Genomic DNA, 18,042 nt, shown 5'->3' with positions numbered 1-18,042 from the left:
GTCGGTGACCGGTCTCGCCGGGAGGCGCTGGCTCGCGCCCCTGCTCCTCGGAGTGGTCGTCGTGGTCGACCACGTCCTGGCGCGGATGCCGTTCGAGCTGCTGCTGACCGGGGTCCTCGACGAGAGCGCGCACCTGGCGACGGCCGCCCTGGTGCTGCTCGCGATCGGCCACCTCCGTGGCCCGCTCGACCGGCGGTTCGTCGTGGTGGTGCTGGTCTCCGCGTGTGCGATCGACGTGGACCACGTGCCGCTGGTCCTTGAGCTCGGTGACCTGTCGACCTCCGACGGCCGGCCGTTCACCCACAGCCTGGCCACCCCGCTCGTCCTCGTCCTGGGGTGGTTGGGGTGGTTGAGCCTGTCGAAACCACGTAGGTGGTTGAGCCCGTCGCGGTGGTCGAGCCTTTCGAACCTCTTCCTCGCCGCCGCCCTCGGCGTCCTCCTCCACCTCTTCCGCGACCTCGCCTCCGGCCCCGGTGTCCCGGCCTTCTGGCCGCTGGCCGGGGAGGACGTCCGGCTCCCGGCGTCCTTCTACCTCGCGGTGCTGGTGGTGGTGACGTTCCTGGCCACGCCCGGTCGCGAGCGGCCGACCCCCCCTGAGAGTCGCCAAAGGGCACGCTCGAACAGGACCCCATAGTCCCCGGCGAACCGGACCTATTGCCCATTTAAAACCGGTTTGCCCGCTTGCACCATGGATATGTCGGCCTCGTGTGCCGACCGACGAATGGGAGTCGTCCCGGGGGTTCGCGGTAGGGGTGCCGCATCCAAGCTTGTCCGGAGGGGTCCGGTCACGGGGGAGACGCGTGTTTCGTCGTCACCAAATCCACTCGGGGTGGGGACATGGAACGGACGACAGGCGTCGCCGGCGACGACAACGTCGCCGCGCGAACGAAGGTAGCGGTGCTCGGACTGGGCTACGTGGGGTTGCCCCTCGCTGTTCGCGCAGCGGAGGTCGGGTTGGACGTAGTCGGATACGACCCCGACGAGGGGAAGGTCGAGTCCCTGCAGCACGGGGTCTCGTACGTCGAGGACATCGGCGACAACCGGCTCTCCCAGCTGACGTCGTTCGAGCCGACCTCGGACGTGCATGAACTCCGCGAGTTCGACGTTGCTGTCATCACGGTTCCGACGCCGTTGCGCGCCGGTGCGCCGGACCTGAGCTTCGTCGAGTCCGCGACCCGGACGCTCGCAGATCATCTCCGCCCGGGGGCCATGGTCGTGCTCGAATCGACCACGTATCCAGGCACTACCGAGCGGCTGGTGGCGGACATCCTCCTGGATCTGACTGGACTCCGCGCAGGGCGCGACTTCCACCTCGGCTTCTCGCCCGAGCGGATCGACCCGGGCAACCGCGAGTTCACGTTCGAGACCACGCCGAAGATCGTCTCTGGCACGACGGTCGAGGCTCTCGATGCTGTGGACGCCTTCTACTCGCAGCTCGTCGCCACGACGGTGCGTGTTTCGGCGACCAAGGTCGCCGAGCTTGCGAAGCTTCTGGAGAACACCTTCCGGCACGTGAACATCGCGCTCGTCAACGAAATGGCGATCCTGGCGCACGATCTCGGGATCGACGTGTGGGAGGCCATCGATGCGGCCGCCACCAAGCCCTTCGGCTTTATGAAGTTCACCCCCGGACCGGGGGTGGGTGGACACTGCCTGCCCATCGACCCCGCGTACCTGTCATGGGCGGTTCGCACCGAGCTCGACAAGTCGTTCCGGTTCGTCGAGCTGGCAGTCGACATCAACAATCACATGCCCGACTACGTGGTGTCCCGAGCTGGCGAACTGTTGAACAGTCGCCGCATGTGCCTCAACGGAGCGCGCATTGGTGTGCTCGGTGTGGCCTACAAGCCCGGGACGAGCGACGTGCGTGAGTCTCCCGCGGAACGGATGGTGGAGCTCCTGGCTCACCAGGGGGCCGAGGTGTGGGTCAGCGACCCGCATGTCATCGACTGGAACCGAAGCCCGCGGGTTGAGTTCGAGTCCCTCTACGACGCGCTGGTCGAGACGGACCTGGTCATCCTCGTCACCGACCACGAGGAGTTCGACTACGGCAAGATCGCCGAGTTCTCGCCGCTGCTGCTCGACTGCCGCAATCGCTTCGACTCCGCTGCGCACATCGCGAAGCTCTGAAGGGCATTCAGATGAACGACGGCATTCTCGTGCTGGGGCACGTCATCACCCTGGCCGCAGTCATCAAGTCAGGTGTCGCCACCACCTTGGGTGGGATCGCGATGTACCGCGTCACAGCAAAGGTGTGGTCCCGTGTCGCTTCAAAGTAGACGTTGGATGGTCGTAGCGGCTGTGCTGGCAGTGCTCGCCGCCACCACCGTAGTGGTGTACGACCGGACAGCCGAGCTGGCCTTGCGTAGCTACTGGACGCTTGGCGTGCTGCTGATCGCCTACTGCCTGATCTCGTTCGTCGTTGGCAGGAGATACCTGAGCTTGCCGCCAGCCTCGGGTCGGGTCTTGGCGATCGTGCCCTCTTACAACGAAGACCTGGATGTCCTGCACACGACCGTTCGCTCGTTGCTCGACCAGACCAGGCCACCGGACGCCATCTGCGTCATCGACGACGGGTCGGTTTACCCGGTCCAGCCCTTCGACGACCCACGGGTGACCTGGATGCGCCAGGAGAACACCGGCAAGCGTGGAGCGCAGTGCACCGTGTTGCGTCAGTTCAGCCCCGATGAGTGGGACTTCATCGTCACGGTCGACTCGGATTCGGCGCCGTACCCGGACGCCGTCGAGCACCTGCTGCGGTCGATGTCCAACCCGAAGGTGCAAGCCGCCACCGGCATGATCTACGTCCGCAACCATGACAAGACGTGGGTCTCCACGGCGGCTGACATGGACATCGGCATCAGCTGCGTGATGATGCGCGCCTCGCGCTCGACCATCGGTGCTTTGGAGACCACGTCGGGTGCTCTGGCGCTCTACCGCAGTGAGATCCTCTACGACCACCTCGATGCCTACGCGGTGGAGTGCGGGACAGGGGACGACCGCTGGCTGGCCCTGCGTGCGCTCGAGCGGGGCGATGTCGTCGGCGTCTACGAGGCCGGCGTTGAGACTGACATGCCGACTTCGCTCAATGGCACCTACCGGCAGCGGTTGCGCTGGGCCCGGTCCTGGTGGTGGATGCTGCCCTACGTCTTCAAGAACCTCTCGCCGGTGAAGATCCTCTCGCCCACGATCGGTCTGGTCCAGCTCGTCGTCACCCCGTTGATGCTTATCTGGATCCTCCTCGCCCTGGTCACGTCCCACGGGGATCGCTACAGCGGCCACCTCTGGGTGCTCGGACTGTACGTGGCTGCCTACTTCTCGGTGCGCATGGGCACGTCGGCGCTTTACCTGATGGGGCGCCCAGGGGTGAGCCTCAGGCAGAAGGTCCGGCTGTGGGCGCTGGGAACGCATCTTGCGACGGTGCTCAACTTCTTCTGGTTGATGCCAATCCGCTACGTCGCCCTCTTCAAGTTGTTCGACAACCGATGGCAGACCCGGGTCGTCGCCGCGCCGGCCATGCCAGCCCAGAGGACGGCGCCCATGGCAAAGCCCCGCAGCCTCGAAGAGGCACGACCGTGAGTCGCGCCCGGGTCCTCGGGCTCGTCGGCACCGCAGCCATCGCGGTAGCGCTCGCCGGCTGCAGCGAGGCTTCGTCTGCGGGCGATCGGGTGCGGCCGTTGGCCAATGATTGCTCGGGCGGCTACGTGGCGTTCACCTTCGACGATGGCCCCGGGCCTGTGACCACCGAGGTTGCGGATCAGCTGGTTGCGCTCGACCTCGAGGCCACCTTCTTCGTCCTCGGGGAAAAGGTCGAGACGGCCGAGGGAGCCGAGATCGTTCGGGACCTTGCGGCGCGCGGGTTCTCGATCCAGAGCCACACGTATGACCACGCTTCGATGACGGGTGCGACCACTGGTACGGCCGCTCTCACAGAGCAGCAGATCACCGAGGAGCTCGAGCGGACGAAGCAAGCGATCGTCGAAGCTGGTCTGCCGGCCCCCACGCTGTACAGACCTCCCTACGGTGACGTGAGTTCGTACGCCGACCTTGTGGCACGACGCCTGGGCTATCGCCTGGTCATGCCTTGGGGGGCGCCGGACGCGAACATCCTCGACTCAGACGACTGGTCGGGTAGCTCGCCGGAGGAGATCGCCGAGCGGGTGATCCACGGGTACACGTACGACGGTGAGCGCTATCGGGGGTTGCGCGACGGCACCATCGTGGCGATGCACGACGCCGAGGGGCAAGCCAGCCGGAACGCGGCAGCCGCATTGCAGCCGATCGTGGACCACATGAATGACGCGAAGCTGTGCTCCACGGCAGAGATCCGGGAGGACGCGACCGGAGGCCAGGTGCCCATCGCGCCGCCGAGGCCTCCCGAGAAGGGCAACCTGGTTTCCAACGGAGACTTGGAGCGCGTCTCCCGTACCGTCCCGACCTGCTTCCAACAGTCAGATCTGGACGGCGAGGCGATATGGAAGACCGTCACCGACGCCAAGTCGGGTCGCGTTGCCCAGCGGGTCGAGGTCGACGAGGCCGGTGACCACAAGATGGTCCTGAGTCAACGTGCCTCCGAGTCCTCGTGCCTCGCGCCCGTGGAGGCCGGACAGCATTACAGGCTCTGGGCTTCCTACCGCGGTTCGTGGCCACACACTGGGGAGTCCTCCAGCACCGTCAGCCTGGTGACGTTCTATCGAACCAAGGACGGTGAGTGGGTGTATTGGGAGACCAGCCCATCCTTGCCTCCGTCGACCAGCTGGACGCACGCGTTTCACGAGACATCGCCCCTGCCCGAGGATGCGACCGCTCTCAGCTTCGGGCTGTCGCTGCGCGGAAAGGGCAGCCTGACCGTCGACGACTATGTGATGGTGGCGGGCTGACGCGCTCAGTGAAACGCCGGGGACACGGTGGTGGCGAACGGGTTCCCGGCAAGACGTTCGGCGGTGGCATCCCACACCATGGCACCCCCGAAATCCGGGTAGCGGTGCTGCATCGCTATCACCGCGTCCCGCCAGACCCCGACGGGCGAGGTCAGAGCGTCGTTGCCGACCTTGGCGCCGAACCCGATGCGGTACGGCGCCACACCGTAAGTCTCGATGAGCTCGAAGGTCCGCCATCGGATATCGGCGACGCGGTCGGCCGACACGTAGCCGTAGTACTGCGGAGTGATCAGGTCCAGGTCGTCGCCCACCCGGCGCGCGAACTCTTTGTAGGGCGCGGAGGAGGGCGACGGGGCTGCGGTGACGATGAACTCCGGCCCGTAGCGATCGGTGAAGGCGCGCGTCGCCGCAGTGAGCGTGTCGGCGGAGAAGGTGCCGGCCTGCTCGAGGTCCCAGTCGATGCCGTCGAAGCCGTAGGTGTCGACGATGGACGAGACGCTGCTGACCAGCTGGTCGACGTGAGCCTGAGTCTCCATCCGTAGGCCGACGGGATTCGCCCCGCCGATGGAGAGCACCACGCGTCGGCCTTGAGTTTGGGCTACCCGGACTTGACGGGCGAACTCGGCGGCCGAGACACCTGACCCGTCGTCCGGACGGAAGACGGCCCGGCCCGTGCCGGACCCGTCGCCGTAGGCGAAGGCCGCGTAGAGGAGGTTGTACTCGCTCGGGAGGCTGTCGAGTGGGGTGTCCCGCCCCCAGTTCGTCCAGTAGATGCCGCGTACGGGCCTGATGAGCCCCGCTTCGGTTGAGGAAGGTGGGGGAGGAGCAACGGTGGTCGAACCGGCTGAGGGTTTCACCCGCCGGACGGTGATGTCGTCCACCACGACCGCTCCCCGGCGTAGCACCACCCCGACAGCTAGGGCGCGGGCACGTGCAGGCATCCGGGGAGTCGTCCAGGACATCGAGCGGTATGTCGTGTGGCGAGGGAAGGCGCGGCTCGTGCCGAGCGCCTTCCATCGGTTGCCGATCCGCACGAATGCCGCGAGCCGCGGTGAGGACCCCCGGTACCACCCCCGGACGACGTAACGGCTCCCTGAGTCCACCGTGAGTGTGCACGACGCGACTTTCCGGTTCGAGATGAGCATCGCGCGCGCTCGAGCGGCCGAGACGGTGAGCGACGCCGCACTCTTCCCCTTGTGCGCGGCGGCAGTCCGTCGCACCGAGGAACGCCCCTTGGCCGGTCGCTCGTGGTGCCAGCAACGTGGAGCGCTCGAGGACCACTGCTCGAACGAAGCATTGGACGTGCCCGTGTCCGCACGTCGGCTGGCCGACGAAGGCGCCGCCACGACGAGCAGGAAGACAGAGACCACGGCCATGGCGGTGGTGAGCACAGTGGCCCAACGCCCCGCAGATGACCTCGATGAGTGCGGCATCCCAGGATCGTGACAGTGGCGCACTCTCTCATTGTGCGCGCCGAGACGTCCGATTTCTTCGTTTTTGCGTGATGCGTCGCCTGGGGGTTCCGGTCGACTCGGGAGGGGCGGGGAGTTCCCACGAGGTGGGGGGCGCTGAGGCTCGGCGCCTAGACTGGTCGCGTGATGGTCACCCCCAGCCCCTTGCTCGACCTGCCCGGAGCGGTGGCGGCCGACGGGGTGGATGCGCCGGTGGCGGCGCACTACGGGTCGTTCGTCGGTGAGCAGCGCACCCTCGAGGCGGGTGACGGCTTCGTGGACCTCTCGCACCGGGGCGTCCTCCGCATGACCGGCCCGGACCGGCTGACGTACCTCCACGCGATGAGCACCCAGCACGTCGAGGCGCTCGAGCCCGGCCGGTGGGTGCAGGCGCTGCTGCTGAGCCCGCAGGGCCACGTCGAGCACCACCTGGTCGGCGTCGACGACGGCGAGTCGTTCACCGCCCACGTCGAGCCCGGCACGGTCGGGCCGCTCGTCGAGTTCCTCGACAGGATGCGGTTCATGATGCGCGTCGAGGTCACCGAGCTCACCGCCGAGCTCGCCGTCGCCTGGCGCCCCGGGGTGGTTGAGCCTATCGAAACCAAGGGTCTTGCGGCGGTAGAGCCTGTCGAAACCACCACCGGCAAGTACGACCTCGTTCCCCGCGCCGAACTCGCCGCGTACGCCAAGGCCGCCGGTCCGGCCTGCGGCCTCTGGGCGTACGACGCCCTCCGCATCGCCCGCGGCGAACCCCGCTTCGGCGTGGACACCGACCACCGCTCGATCCCCAACGAGATGGGGTGGATCGGCCCTGCCGTGCATCTGGACAAGGGGTGCTACCGGGGGCAGGAGACCGTCGCCCGCGTGCACACCCTCGGCCGGCCGCCGCGGCGGCTGACGCTGCTGCACCTCGACGGCACCGAGAACCGGCTGCCGGCGGTCCACGGCGAGGTGAAGCTCGGCGGCAAGGTGATCGGCTTCGTCGGCAGCTCCGCCCGCCACCACGAGCTCGGCCCGATCGCGCTCGCGGTGCTCAAGCGCAACGTGCCGGTCGACGCCCAGCTCGACGCCGACGGCATCCCCGCAGCGCAGGAGGTCGTGGTCGACCCCGAGGTCGGGCTCCACGTGCGACCGCAGCTGCGGTGACGAATCCGCCGGCGCGCCCGCGCGTCGGGCTGCTGGTGACCGGGGGTGTGGTGCTCGTCGGGCTGCTCGTCATCCTTCTGGAGCCGACCTCTGACGTCCCGACCAGGCTGATCCACAAGATCAGCGCAGTCCTCCGTGACGGCGGCGCGCCGAGCTGGTTCGCCTCCGAGACCCTGTGGGAGCGGGCGCTGAACGTGGTCCTGTTCCTTCCCGTCGGCGCCGTCCTGACAACGCTCCTGCCGCGGTGGTCGCTGGCTCGGATCACAATCGTGGGGGCGCTGGCGAGCATCGCGTTCGAGGCCGTGCAGATGGTCTTCCTCCCCGGGCGCGACGGCTCTGCGTGGGACGTCGCGACGAACACGGTGGGCACGTTCCTGGGGGCCCTCGCCGCGGTCACGTGGAACGAGCGGCGAGGCGCGAACGCGAGGCGATACGGCTGACCACTCGGCCCGGACGCGACGGACCCCGACGGGCCTCCACCAGGGGGCCGTCGGGGTCCGCCACCCGCGCGTGTTCGGAGCTCAGTCGTCGTTCCGGATCGTGCCCCGGGCGAAGAGGTCACCCGCCCGGGCGTTGACCAGGCTGGACAACTGGACGCCGAGCTCTTCGTTGCGCTCCCGCTGACGGTCCTTGCGGATCGTGACCACCAGCGTGGCCTGACGTGAACCCGCAGGGATCGTCACGGTCCCGCTCGCCGAGACGAAGTCGCCGCCGCTGGTCCCCCCGACCGCCGTGCCGTTGCGCGTGGACCAGCTCGCGGAGACGTCCTTCGCGGACACAGCACTGAGCCGGACGGTGAACCTCATGTCGGTGGTGATGCTGTTGTTCGAAGGGTTGCCCTCGGCCACGGAGACGTCGCCGATGGTGATCCTCGGCGCGCCGTCGTTGTCCGTGATCGTCTTCTCGGCCACCGCGGTGCCGAGCTCGCCACCCTGGGCGTCGCTGAGCCGGAGCTCGAAGGTCTCGTCGGACTCGTCGGCGCTGTCGTTGCGCGTCGGCACCGTCACGGTCCTGCTGAGCGGGCCGTTGGGTCGGAAGGTCACGCTGCCGGACCGGGCGGTGTAGTCGGCGCCACCGATCGCCGACCAGCTGGTCGTCGCTGTGCCGTCTTCCGTGGAGTACCTCACCGTCACCGGCTCGGTCGGCCGTTCCGAGAGGCGGATCGTGAACCAGGCGCTCGAGCCCTCGTTGACTCGCGGCTGGGTCGTCACGTCGATCGTCGGCGGCACCGCACCGCACGGGCCGTCGAGGTTCGCGGAGCGCAGCCACGGGTCCGTGGTGGCACCCGGGACCTCGCCTCCCGGGCCGTCCGCGGAGCCCCACCAGTTGCAGGTGGCGTCCGTCGTCTGGTCACCGACGTTGCGAAGACCGACGGTGTTGGCGGTGATCCCGTTGCGGTTGACGAGAGCCGAGCTCGTGTGCGCGTCGCCCCGGTCGAAGTACGGCGTGCCCTGCACGTTCGCGGTGTTGCCGGCCTGGACCTGGATCCCCACGTCGTTGTTGTCGACGGTGTTGTGGTCGACGACGTGGCCGGTGCCCTCGACGACGATGCCGAATCCCTCGCCCGTCGAGCCCGTCGCGTTGCTGCGGAACCCGCTGACGTCGTTGCCGGTCACCACGACACCCGACGGCTGGTCTGCCGTCTGGGGCTGCGGACCGCGGCGGATCACGCTGATGCCTGCGTGGTCCCGGAGGTCCGTGGCAGCAGTCGTGCGGCTGACCATGTTGTCGCTGACGACGACGGAGCCACCGCCGGTGGTCGCTCCATTGCCGGTCGCGTTCTTGACCTCGATGCCGTAGCGGCCGTTGTTGTCCAGGGTGTTCCCCGAGACCTGGTTCTCACCCGGGCCCTGGACGCCGAAGACGCTGATGCCGGCGTCGCCGTTGCCGCGCACCTCGTTGCCGGTGATGCGGAGCCCGGTCACCGAGCCGTCGCTGATGTCGATGCCGACGAGGGCGTTGCTGTTGAAGGTGCCGTCGAGGACCGAGATGCCGGTCTTTTCGCCGTTGATCACCCAGAGTCCGCGACCGCCGGAGCCGGGTGTGCCGTTCTCCGAGGAGTCGACCCGCGTCAGGGAGACCCCGGCGGCGTCGAACGCCTCGACCATGACGCCGTGCCGCTGGTTCGAGAGGCTCGCGACGTCGGTGAGGCTGATGCCGGAGACGGGTGCGGGTCCGACGTACACGCCGTCCTCGAAGTCGCGGACCGTGAGGTCGGAGACCTCGACGTCGCTGACATTGCCGATCCGCAGCCCTTTGCCGGAGTTGCTGCCCTGGATGACGGTGGAGCCACTACCCGCTCCGTCGAGCGTCAGGGGCTTGGTGATGCTCGCCCCGGCGGTGTAGGTGCCGGCCGCGACGTGCACCGTGCCGCCCTCTTGGACCGCGTCGACCGCCGCCTGGATTGTCTTCTTCGCGTCGTCGGCGCTGGCGCCACCGTTGGCGTCGTTGCCGTTCGCGGCGTCGACGTAGCAGGTCGTCGTGCACGCCGCGCCGTCCGGCTCGAAGTTCACGGTGGCCGTGGAGCCGTCGGTGAGGGTGATGACGAGCCCGTCGAGCTGGCCTTGGAACCCGTTGGCCCAGCCGGACCCGGTGGAGACCGTGATGCCGGAGAACTCCCGGGTGCCGCGCTCGGAGGTGCTGCCGAGCGAGCTGCCGTCCTTGAACGCGTCCCAGTGCGGGTCGTCGTATGCCCCGAAGGTGGCGCCGGGTGCGCCTGCCGTCGACTCGTAGAAGCGGAGGGTGTTGGTCGCGCCGTCGGTCGACCACGTGTTCCACATGTCGGCCGGGTCGTCGAGGTTCGCCGAGAAGTAGGGCTCTGCGCCGTAGCGGTCGCCGTACCAGGTCGCCGTCGATAGGTCACCGGCGTAAGGCTCGGTATAGAGCACGAGCGACCAGTCCTGCGGGTTCGCACCAGAGTGGGCCGTGCCCATCTTCGTCCGGTAGGAGATCGACGCGATCTCGTCCATCGTGACCTCGTCGCGGCCGAAGAGCTGCACGGCGGAGAAGCTGAACTCCGACTTGGCTCCGGCCGTCGTGGCGGCGGCGCGGATGCTGCCGGTGCCGAAGCCGGTCGGTGCGTCTCCCTCGACGCCCTGCGTCGTCGCCGACTGCAGGCCCGACGCCGGGGTCACCTTGATGACCGTGTTGGTGGCCGCCTGCGCGGGGGACACCGCCGCCACGGCGAGTGTCGGCACGGTCAGTGCGACGACCACGGATGCGCGCAGGGTGCGCGGTAGTGCATGCATTGGCATTGGATTCCCCGTATCCCCCCAGTGGCTGCAGCGAACTCCCACGCTGTGTAAGAGGCAGCACCGATGGTGAATGGTCCCAACGGGTGGTCGGCCCTGGAAGGGACTGTCGTCCCCTCTTGGCCCGGTAGGGCGGGGTGGGCAGCTGCGGTGTCGCGGAGCGGGGTCTCGGGTGCCTCGTCCTACTCGTGTCGGCCGTAGTCGTCGTCGTGCCGGCAGATGTCGTCTTCACCGGTGTATGCGCCGTGCTGGACCTCGACGATGACAAGTTCCTGCTTGCCCTCGTTGCACAACCGGTGCTTGGCGCCCTGGGGGACGTCTACCGACTCTCCTGGGCCGGCGGTGACGACTTGGCCGTCGATGATGCAGGTCGCCACGCCGAAGATGACGACCCAGTGCTCGCTGCGGTACTGATGCGTCTGGTACGAGAGGCGGCAGCCCGGGTTCACGTGGATCCGCTTGATCTTGTATCCGTGGTTGACGTCGATGACGTGCCAGGACCCCCACGGGCGCTGCTCGGATTCCAGCATGCTCCGGTCTTCTCGCGTGCTCATGCCGCGATCAGGAATTGCTGTTGATCATCCCCGCGCCGACGGTGACGCCGGTCGCCTCGTCAATCAGGATGAACGACCCCGTCGTGCGGTTCTTGACGTAAGGGTCGCACAGCAGCGGGACGGTCGTGCGCAGCTGCACCCGGCCGATCTCGTTGAGCCCGAGCTGCTTGGTGTCCTGGTCGCGGTGCAGGGTGTTGACGTCCAGGCGGTACTGGATGTCCTTCACCAACGCCCGGCCGGTCCGCGTCGTGTGCTTGATGGCCAGCTTCTGCCGCGGGGACAGCGGGGTGTTGGTCATCCAGCAGATCATCGCGTCGATGTCCTGGCTGGGCTTCGGCGCGTTCTGCGGCCGGCACAGCATGTCGCCACGCGAGACGTCGATGTCGTCCTCGAGGCGGACCGTCACCGACATCGGGGGGAACGCCTCGGAGACCTCCTTGTCGAAGAGGTCGATCCCGGCGATGCGGCTGGTGAGCCCCGACGGGAGCGCCATGACCTCGTCGCCCGGCTTGAGAACGCCACCGGCGACGCGGCCGGCGTACCCGCGGTAGTCGTGGTAGGCGTCGGACTTCGGACGGATGACGTACTGCACCGGGAAGCGGACGTCGACGAGGTCGCGGTCCGAGGCCACGTGGACGTTCTCGAGGTGGTGCATGAGCGTCGGGCCGGAGTACCAGTCCATCTGCTCGGACCGGGTCACGACGTTGTCGCCCTTGAGCGCCGAGATCGGGATGACCTCGAGGTCAGGGATGTTGAGCTTGGTCGCGAAGGCGGTGAACTCCTCGTGGATCGAGTCGTAGACCTTCTGGTCGTAGTCGACGAGGTCCATCTTGTTCACCGCGAGCACGAGGTGCGGCACCCGCAGCAGCGACAGGATCACGGCGTGCCGGCGCGACTGCTCGGTGAGCCCCTGACGGGCGTCGACCAGGACGAGGCCGAGGTCGGCGGTCGAGGCGCCGGTGACCATGTTGCGCGTGTACTGCACGTGGCCCGGGGTGTCCGCGATGATGAACTTGCGGCTCGGGGTCGCGAAGTAGCGGTAGGCGACGTCGATCGTGATGCCCTGCTCCCGCTCGGAGCGGAGCCCGTCGGTCAGCAGCGCGAGGTCGGTGTAGTCGTAGCCCCGCGACTGGCTGGTGGCCTCGACGGCCTCGAGCTGGTCCTCGAAGATGGCCTTCGAGTCGAGGAGCAGCCGCCCGATCAGGGTCGACTTGCCGTCGTCGACGGAGCCGGCGGTGGCGAAGCGGAGGAGGTCCATGGAAGGCCTTCCCTCAGGGGTGGTGCTCGACATCAGAAGTAGCCTTCCTTCTTCCGGTCTTCCATGGCGGCCTCGGAGAACCGGTCGTCACCGCGGGTGGCGCCGCGCTCGGTCACCCGGGCGATGGCGATCTCGTCGATGATCTCGGGGATGGTCGCGGCCTCGCTCTCGACGCAGCCGGTGAGCGTCAGGTCGCCGACGGTGCGGAACCGCACCGTGCGCTCCTCGACGGTCTCGCCGGGGCGGAGCGGGTTGAACTCGCTCTCGGAGAGCAGCATCCCGTCGCGCTGGAAGACGCGGCGCTGGTGGCTGAAGTAGATCGAGGGGATCTCGATCTCCTCCCGGCCGATGTAGTGCCAGATGTCGAGCTCGGTCCAGTTCGAGAGCGGGAAGATCCGCATGTGCTCGCCCTCGTGGATCCGGCCGTTGTAGAGCGACCACAGCTCGGGGCGCTGGTTCTTGGGATCCCACTGGCCGAACTCGTCGCGGTGGGAGTAGACGCGCTCCTTGGCTCGCGCCTTCTCCTCGTCGCGCCGGCCACCGCCGAACGCCGCGGTGAACCCCTCGGTCTCGAGGGCGTTCAGCAGGGTGCCGATCTGGAGCCGGTTGCGCGAGGTCTTGCCGTCGTCGACGACGACACCGTCCTTGATCGCCTGCTCGACGCTGGCGACGATCAGCCGGACGCCCAGGCGGTTGACCCAGTTGTCCCGGGTGGCCAACACCTCGGGGAAGTCGTAGCCGGTGTCCACCTGGAGCACCGGGAACGGGATCTTGGCCGGGTAGAAGGCCTTCTCCGCCAGCCGCATCATCACGATGGAGTCCTTGCCGCCCGAGAACATCAGGACCGGCTTCTCGAACTCCGCCGCGACCTCGCGGAAGATGTGGATCGACTCGGCCTCGAGCTCGTCGAGCTGGCTGAGCCGGTAGTCGGCGTGGGTAGTGATCGTCATCCCGTGGGCGAACCTCTCCGTGGGTAGACCGACATGGTAGTCGGCGCTGACTGTCCCCGTGACCGCTACCCGGGGAGTCCAGCAGGTGAGTCTGCAGGAGCCTCAGGACCCGCGGGTCGAGAGGTCCTCCTCGATCTGTCGCACGGTGGGCGCACCCCAGAACGGCAACCCTTCGGAGCGCCGCAGGAGCCCCCACACCACCGGCACCAGCACGAGCATCGCCAAGCCGACCCCGGCGACGAGCATCGGGTAGGTCTCGTCCTCGCCGAGCGGTGCCCAGCCGGCCTTGTCGAGCAGCGCGACACCGCTCATGGTGAGCACGATGACGATGCCACGCCGGATGATCGACTGGCTCACCATCGGCGCGAGCCGTGAGCCGAGGATCGTCCCGGGGACGGAGCCGATGATCAGCGGGATCACGAGCCCCCAGTCGAGACCGTGGGCGATGATGTTGGCGATCGCGGCCGCGAGGACCAGGGGGATCGCCTGGACCAGGTCGGTCCCGACGAGCCGGACCGCGGAGAGCGCCGGGTAGAGCATCAGCAGCGCGACCATGATCACCGAGCCCGACCCCACTGACGTGATGCCGACCAGGGCTCCGCCGAGGGCGCCGACCAGCAGCGTCGGGACAGGTCGGACGGCGACATCGGTCCGCGTCTGCTCCTTGCCGCGGGCCCGCTGCCGCATGCCCAGGTAGATACGCAGGGCGTACGTCGAGGCCGCGAAGAGGAGCGCGACGCCGATGGCGAACTGGAGCGCCGACTCCACCTCGGCGGGATCGACGACCGCCTTGACCAGGAACGGCCCGGCGAATGCCATCGGGACCGAGCCGATGATCAGCCATTTCGCGAGCTCGTAGTTCGGTGACCCGTGTCTCGAGTGCACGAGGGCGCCACCGGTCTTGTAGACGGCGGCCGCGGTCAGGTCTGCGGTGACCACCGTCGCGGTGTGCCCGACGCCGAGGAAGATGAGTGCCGGCGTCATGAGCGCCCCACCGCCCATCCCGGTCAGCCCGACGATGATGCCGACGAAGAAGCCGGCGGCCAGGATCGGGAAGAAGTCGCCGCCCAGGAGCTCCATCACGGGCCTTCCTGGTGGTTTCGAGACGCTCGCTTCGCTCGCTCCTCAACCACCTGGGGTTCGGTTAGGTAGCCGGACTCGTCGAGAGCCGCCAGGATCTCGGAGAGTACGTCCGGGATCGTCCGACCCGTCGTGTCGACGCGCACGTCGGCGTCCTCGGGCTCCTCGTACGGCGATGAGATGCCGGTGAACTCGGGGATCTCGCCGCGGCGGGCCTTGGCGTAGAGCCCCTTGCGGTCACGCCGCTCGCACTCCTCGACCGGAGTGGCGACGTGGATGAGGAAGAACGCCCCGCCAGCCTCGTCGACCATCGCCCGCACCTGCTTGCGGGTCTCGTCGAAGGGGGCGATCGGGCTGCAGATCGCGATGCCGTGGTGGCGGCTGATCTCCGCGGCCACCCAGCCGATCCGCCTGATGTTGGTCTCGCGGTCCGCCTTGGAAAAGGTCAGCCCTGCTGACAGGTTCCGGCGCACGACGTCGCCGTCGAGGGAGGTGACGGTGCGTTCGCCGCGCTCGAGGACGACGTCGTGCAGGGCTCGCGCGAGCGTCGACTTCCCGCTCCCGGAGAGCCCGGTGAAGAAGAGGACGAGCCCCTGGCGGTCCCGCGGCGGAGCCTCGAAGTCGACGACGTGGGCCACCTCCATCGGTAGCGGCCCCTCGCCGGTCACCGTCAGGACCTCGCCGGTGGCGTAGGCCGCGACCACAGTGCGCCGCAGCACCTCGTCGTCCTCGGCGCGCCCCGGGCCGCGGGAGGCCAGCGGGACGGCGACCACGGTCGCGTCGTCGAGGAGACGGGCGGCGGCGAGCGTGGCCCGGATGATGGCTTTGGCGCTCAGCCCGCGCCCGGCGTATGACGCGGTGCCGTGGCCGGCGAGCGCGAGCAGCACGACAGGGCGGCCGTCGGCCTGCTTGCGGATCTGCTCCAGGTCCGCCTCGGAGAGCGGGCCGGCGACAGGCACCGCCAGCGCGTCACGGTGCCGCTCCCGGACGTCGGCCGGCGTCAGGTAGTGCTGGCGGAACGCGCCGTACTCCGGGTGCTGGAGGGGCTGGACCTGCCCCGTGAGGCCCGTGAGGGAGCCGGCGGCGTAGGTCCCCTCGACGTGGAGCCGGGCGAGCGGCAGCCCCTCTGGGTCGACGAGCTCGACGCCCCCTGCATCGGAGGCCGAAGCAGCGAGGTCCTCAGGGACGGCGAGCGTCACCGGGTCGCCGGCGGCGCCGAACCGGGGAGGGTCGCCGAGGGCCCCGGTCGAGAGCAGCTCGAGGTCGTCGAGCTCCCGGGCCGTCGGGCAGTGCTGGGGCAGTGCGGTCACCGGGCCCAGTATGGACTAACTCGCTAGACATACGGCGTCGAACCAGGGTCGAGTCGGGCCTTGCCGGAGCGCTGGACGCCTCGCGGGTGCGCGGCACAGGCAGGGATGGTCGTGATGCATGCCACCAGCTAGCTGACGCGCATTCGATTGCTGCGTTGTCCTGTTGGCAGGCGTGGGGTGGATCACGACGGCTGCGTTTGCTTCTGCTTGCTCCTGCTAGCAGAGTGGGGCCATGGCGACACGGATCGGGGGAGCAGTCGGGAGCCTCGGCGACTACCTGCGCGAGCAGCGGGTCGCCAACCGGCTCACGCTGCGCCAGCTCGCTGAGGCGGCCGGCGTCTCCAACCCCTACCTGAGCCAGATCGAGCGAGGACTCCGCCGCCCCTCGGCCGAGGTGCTGCAGTCCATCGCCAAGGCGTTGCGGATCTCGGCAGAGACGCTCTACGTGCGTGCCGGCTTCCTCAATCCCGAGGACGGCGAGGTGCGTTCCGTCGAGCTCGCCGTCCTGGCCGACACCGGCCTCACCGAACGTCAGAAGCAGTCGCTGCTGGACGTCTACCGGTCGTTCCGGGCAGCGAACACCAACCAGGAAGGAGCCTGAGATGGCTACCAGGACCGCGATCAAGAACCGTGTGCCGTCGTACAACCTCGAGGTCACCGCGCCGTTCTACGCGTGGGTCGGCGCCGGGGACATCGCCGTCGAGAAGCTGCGGGAGGCCGCTGCCGACCTGCAGAAGCGGGTGGCCGGGCTCGACCGCGCCGCGGTCGCTGACCAGGCTCGCACCCAGCTCGCCGCGCGCATCGACGAGCTGGTCAAGGAGGCGAAGACGGCGCAGGAGCGGCTCGAGTCGCGCATCGACGAGCTCCAGGGTGACGTCGCCGGGTTCCCCGCCGAGGCGCAGAAGCGGGTCACCGCCCTCCAGGGCTCCGTCGTCGCCGACGTCAAGGCGCTCCCCGCGCGGCTCGAGGAGCTGCAGGCCCGGCTCAAGGGGCTCCCCGGTATGGCGCAGAGCCGCGTCGAGGAGCTGCAGGGCCAGGTCCGCGCGCTTCCCGGCACCGCCCAGGGCCGGGTCACCGAGCTCCAGGGCGAGCTGAAGGCGCTCGTCGCCAAGTGGGAGGCGAAGGCCCAGGAGCTCCGCGGCGACCTCACCGAGGCGCTCGGCGAGCAGGCCGAGGCGTTCGACACCCTCGTCACCCGTGGCAAGGCCTCCGTCGCCAAGCTCCGTGACGACTCCCTCTCCGGCGACGTCGAGATCATCCGCGAGGACGCCGAGCCCGTGAAGCCGGTCGCCGCCGAAGTCGAGAAGGCCGCCGCCCAGGCGGCCGCCCGAGCCGAGGACGCCGCCAGCGTCGCCGCCGTGGAGCAGCCCGCCCCGCCGGTCCGCAAGCGTGCGACCAAGAAGGTCACGACCGGGACCGCTGCCGCCAAGAAGACGCCCGCCGCCAGGAAGGCGCCCGCGCCGAAGAAGGCGTCCGCGAAGCGGACCACCATGAAGAAGACGGCCACCACCGGCGCGTCGACCAGGTCGTCGACGTCGAAGGCCGCGACCTCCAAGAAGGCCTGACGCACCGCGTCGAGCGTTCCAGCGACGAACCCCGTCCTCACGGCCGGGGTTCGTCGTCGTCGCGGGACCCCGCCAGAGGTTCGCGGCGCCGCTAGGCTGTGCTCCGTGAGCAGCCTCTTCGCCGCGCCGGACATCCTCCTGTCGCTGATCAGCCTGGCGATGTTCGTGGCGCAGGCCTTCGCGTTCGTCGACGCCGTGACCCAACGGCCAGACGCCTACGTCGCCGCCGACAAGCTCACCAAGAAGGCGTGGCTGATCATCCTCGGCCTGGCAGTCGCGGCGCACATGCTCTTCTGGCACCCGATCAACATCTTCAACCTGGTCGGGATCGTCGCGGCGATCGTCTACCTCGTCGACGTCCGGCCGGCGATCCGGTCCCTGCGGCGTTCCTGAGCCGGTTCCTGACCGCCGGCGTCAGGCGGCGTGCCGGCGCGAGGTGCTGCGGGCGACCAGGCGTGGTGGAGTCGGGTGGACCAGCTTCGGCTGACGTGCCTTGAGCGCCACATAGGCGACCAGCAACGAGAACCACACTCCCAGGACCAGCAACACGATGGTCATGAGCACTCCTCTCCCAAAGGCGCGCCAGGCGCGGCCGAG

Annotated in this window: 18 protein-coding genes; 10 read left to right on the top strand and 8 right to left on the bottom strand. The window is 68.7% G+C overall.

All coding sequences use genetic code 11. From position 1 onward, the window contains the following. The first annotated feature begins 4 nt into the window (after nt 1-4). The 5 genes from FIP57_RS08020 to FIP57_RS08005 all read left to right on the top strand — a co-directional run bounded on the left by FIP57_RS08020 (nt 5) and on the right by FIP57_RS08005 (nt 4,880). Entirely contained in the window at nt 5-634 is a 630-nt protein-coding gene (locus FIP57_RS08020) for a metal-dependent hydrolase (protein WP_148572988.1), read from the top strand. Between the two features lie 203 nt (nt 635-837). After that, entirely contained in the window at nt 838-2,130 is a 1,293-nt protein-coding gene (locus FIP57_RS08015; protein WP_148572987.1) for a nucleotide sugar dehydrogenase, read from the top strand. Between the two features lie 11 nt (nt 2,131-2,141). Next, a complete protein-coding gene (locus tag FIP57_RS23140; protein ID WP_162529716.1) occupies nt 2,142-2,279 on the top strand; it encodes a hypothetical protein in 138 nt (45 codons plus the stop codon). Between the two features lie 22 nt (nt 2,280-2,301). Further along, the gene (locus tag FIP57_RS08010) at nt 2,302-3,579 is read left to right on the top strand and encodes a glycosyltransferase family 2 protein (protein ID WP_203231113.1); all 1,278 of its coding nucleotides are present in this window, start codon (nt 2,302-2,304) and stop codon (nt 3,577-3,579) included. Continuing rightward, complete coding sequence (locus FIP57_RS08005; protein ID WP_162529715.1) at nt 3,576-4,880, top strand: polysaccharide deacetylase family protein; 1,305 nt, start codon at nt 3,576-3,578, stop codon at nt 4,878-4,880. Before FIP57_RS08010 ends, FIP57_RS08005 begins: the two co-directional genes overlap by 4 nt. A gap of 5 nt (nt 4,881-4,885) precedes the next feature. On the opposite strand, the gene FIP57_RS23135 is transcribed toward FIP57_RS08005, so the two are convergent. Further along, nucleotides 4,886-5,764, bottom strand: a complete 879-nt coding sequence (locus FIP57_RS23135) for a glycosyl hydrolase family 18 protein (protein WP_162529714.1) — start codon at nt 5,762-5,764, stop codon at nt 4,886-4,888. Nucleotides 5,765-6,478: 714 nt separating this feature from the next. Between FIP57_RS23135 and ygfZ the strand changes: the two genes are divergently transcribed. Together ygfZ and FIP57_RS07990 are read left to right on the top strand one after the other, a co-directional pair. After that, nucleotides 6,479-7,477 carry a CAF17-like 4Fe-4S cluster assembly/insertion protein YgfZ gene (gene ygfZ / locus FIP57_RS07995; protein WP_148573057.1) on the top strand — a complete coding sequence of 333 codons (999 nt, stop codon included), beginning with the start codon at nt 6,479-6,481 and terminating at the stop codon, nt 7,475-7,477. Continuing rightward, entirely contained in the window at nt 7,474-7,917 is a 444-nt protein-coding gene (locus FIP57_RS07990; protein ID WP_148572983.1) for a VanZ family protein, read from the top strand. Before ygfZ ends, FIP57_RS07990 begins: the two co-directional genes overlap by 4 nt. Nucleotides 7,918-7,998: 81 nt before the next feature. Here FIP57_RS07990 and FIP57_RS07985 read toward each other — a convergent pair whose 3' ends face one another. From FIP57_RS07985 to cysC, 6 genes are all read right to left on the bottom strand, one after another. Beyond that, entirely contained in the window at nt 7,999-10,692 is a 2,694-nt protein-coding gene (locus FIP57_RS07985) for a Calx-beta domain-containing protein (RefSeq protein WP_162529713.1), read from the bottom strand. A 218-nt stretch (nt 10,693-10,910) separates the two neighbouring features. Beyond that, entirely contained in the window at nt 10,911-11,258 is a 348-nt protein-coding gene (locus FIP57_RS07980) for a phosphomannose isomerase type II C-terminal cupin domain (RefSeq protein ID WP_148572981.1), read from the bottom strand. A 31-nt stretch (nt 11,259-11,289) separates the two neighbouring features. Beyond that, nucleotides 11,290-12,540 (bottom strand): sulfate adenylyltransferase subunit 1, encoded by a 1,251-nt coding sequence (locus tag FIP57_RS07975; protein ID WP_148572980.1) that lies wholly within the window; start codon nt 12,538-12,540, stop codon nt 11,290-11,292. Between the two features lie 32 nt (nt 12,541-12,572). Beyond that, nucleotides 12,573-13,490, bottom strand: coding sequence for a sulfate adenylyltransferase subunit CysD (cysD, locus tag FIP57_RS07970; protein WP_148572979.1), 918 nt, complete (start codon nt 13,488-13,490; stop codon nt 12,573-12,575). 102 nt (nt 13,491-13,592) lie between these two features. Next, nucleotides 13,593-14,570, bottom strand: coding sequence for a sulfite exporter TauE/SafE family protein (locus FIP57_RS07965; protein ID WP_203231125.1), 978 nt, complete (start codon nt 14,568-14,570; stop codon nt 13,593-13,595). Next, entirely contained in the window at nt 14,570-15,880 is a 1,311-nt protein-coding gene (cysC, locus tag FIP57_RS07960; protein ID WP_148572977.1) for an adenylyl-sulfate kinase, read from the bottom strand. Before cysC ends, FIP57_RS07965 begins: the two co-directional genes overlap by 1 nt. Nucleotides 15,881-16,112: 232 nt before the next feature. Here cysC and FIP57_RS07955 point away from each other — a divergent pair, with 232 nt between their 5' ends. The 3 genes from FIP57_RS07955 (at nt 16,113) to FIP57_RS07945 (ending at nt 17,838) form a co-directional block, all read left to right on the top strand. Beyond that, the gene (locus FIP57_RS07955) at nt 16,113-16,481 is read left to right on the top strand and encodes a helix-turn-helix domain-containing protein (protein ID WP_148572976.1); all 369 of its coding nucleotides are present in this window, start codon (nt 16,113-16,115) and stop codon (nt 16,479-16,481) included. 1 nt (nt 16,482) lies between these two features. Beyond that, the gene (locus FIP57_RS07950) at nt 16,483-17,445 is read left to right on the top strand and encodes a hypothetical protein (RefSeq protein WP_148572975.1); all 963 of its coding nucleotides are present in this window, start codon (nt 16,483-16,485) and stop codon (nt 17,443-17,445) included. Nucleotides 17,446-17,550: 105 nt separating this feature from the next. Continuing rightward, nucleotides 17,551-17,838, top strand: a complete 288-nt coding sequence (locus FIP57_RS07945; protein WP_148572974.1) for a DUF2516 family protein — start codon at nt 17,551-17,553, stop codon at nt 17,836-17,838. A 21-nt stretch (nt 17,839-17,859) separates the two neighbouring features. On the opposite strand, the gene FIP57_RS23130 is transcribed toward FIP57_RS07945, so the two are convergent. Continuing rightward, nucleotides 17,860-18,003 (bottom strand): hypothetical protein, encoded by a 144-nt coding sequence (locus tag FIP57_RS23130; protein ID WP_162529712.1) that lies wholly within the window; start codon nt 18,001-18,003, stop codon nt 17,860-17,862. Between the last annotated feature and the right edge of the window lie 39 nt (nt 18,004-18,042).

Source organism: Nocardioides caldifontis (assembly GCF_008087345.1).
GTDB classification, from domain to species: Bacteria; Actinomycetota; Actinomycetes; order Propionibacteriales; family Nocardioidaceae; genus Marmoricola_A; species Marmoricola_A caldifontis.
The sequence above is the reverse complement of the archived record's forward strand: the minus strand, read 5'-3'. Positions and strand labels throughout refer to the sequence as shown.

Excerpts from the sequence above, each read along its gene's own strand:
- FIP57_RS23130 (WP_162529712.1), bottom strand. The coding sequence starts at position 18,003 with ATGACCATCGTGTTGCTGGTCCTGGGAGTGTGGTTCTCGTTGCTGGTC.
- FIP57_RS07965 (WP_203231125.1), bottom strand. The coding sequence starts at position 14,570 with ATGGAGCTCCTGGGCGGCGACTTCTTCCCGATCCTGGCCGCCGGCTTC.
- cysD (WP_148572979.1), bottom strand. The coding sequence starts at position 13,490 with ATGACGATCACTACCCACGCCGACTACCGGCTCAGCCAGCTCGACGAG.
- FIP57_RS07955 (WP_148572976.1), top strand. The coding sequence starts at position 16,113 with ATGGCGACACGGATCGGGGGAGCAGTCGGGAGCCTCGGCGACTACCTG.
- FIP57_RS08015 (WP_148572987.1), top strand. The coding sequence starts at position 838 with ATGGAACGGACGACAGGCGTCGCCGGCGACGACAACGTCGCCGCGCGA.
- ygfZ (WP_148573057.1), top strand. The coding sequence starts at position 6,479 with ATGGTCACCCCCAGCCCCTTGCTCGACCTGCCCGGAGCGGTGGCGGCC.
- FIP57_RS23140 (WP_162529716.1), top strand. The coding sequence starts at position 2,142 with ATGAACGACGGCATTCTCGTGCTGGGGCACGTCATCACCCTGGCCGCA.
- FIP57_RS07975 (WP_148572980.1), bottom strand. The coding sequence starts at position 12,540 with ATGGACCTCCTCCGCTTCGCCACCGCCGGCTCCGTCGACGACGGCAAG.
- FIP57_RS07950 (WP_148572975.1), top strand. The coding sequence starts at position 16,483 with ATGGCTACCAGGACCGCGATCAAGAACCGTGTGCCGTCGTACAACCTC.
- FIP57_RS07980 (WP_148572981.1), bottom strand. The coding sequence starts at position 11,258 with ATGCTGGAATCCGAGCAGCGCCCGTGGGGGTCCTGGCACGTCATCGAC.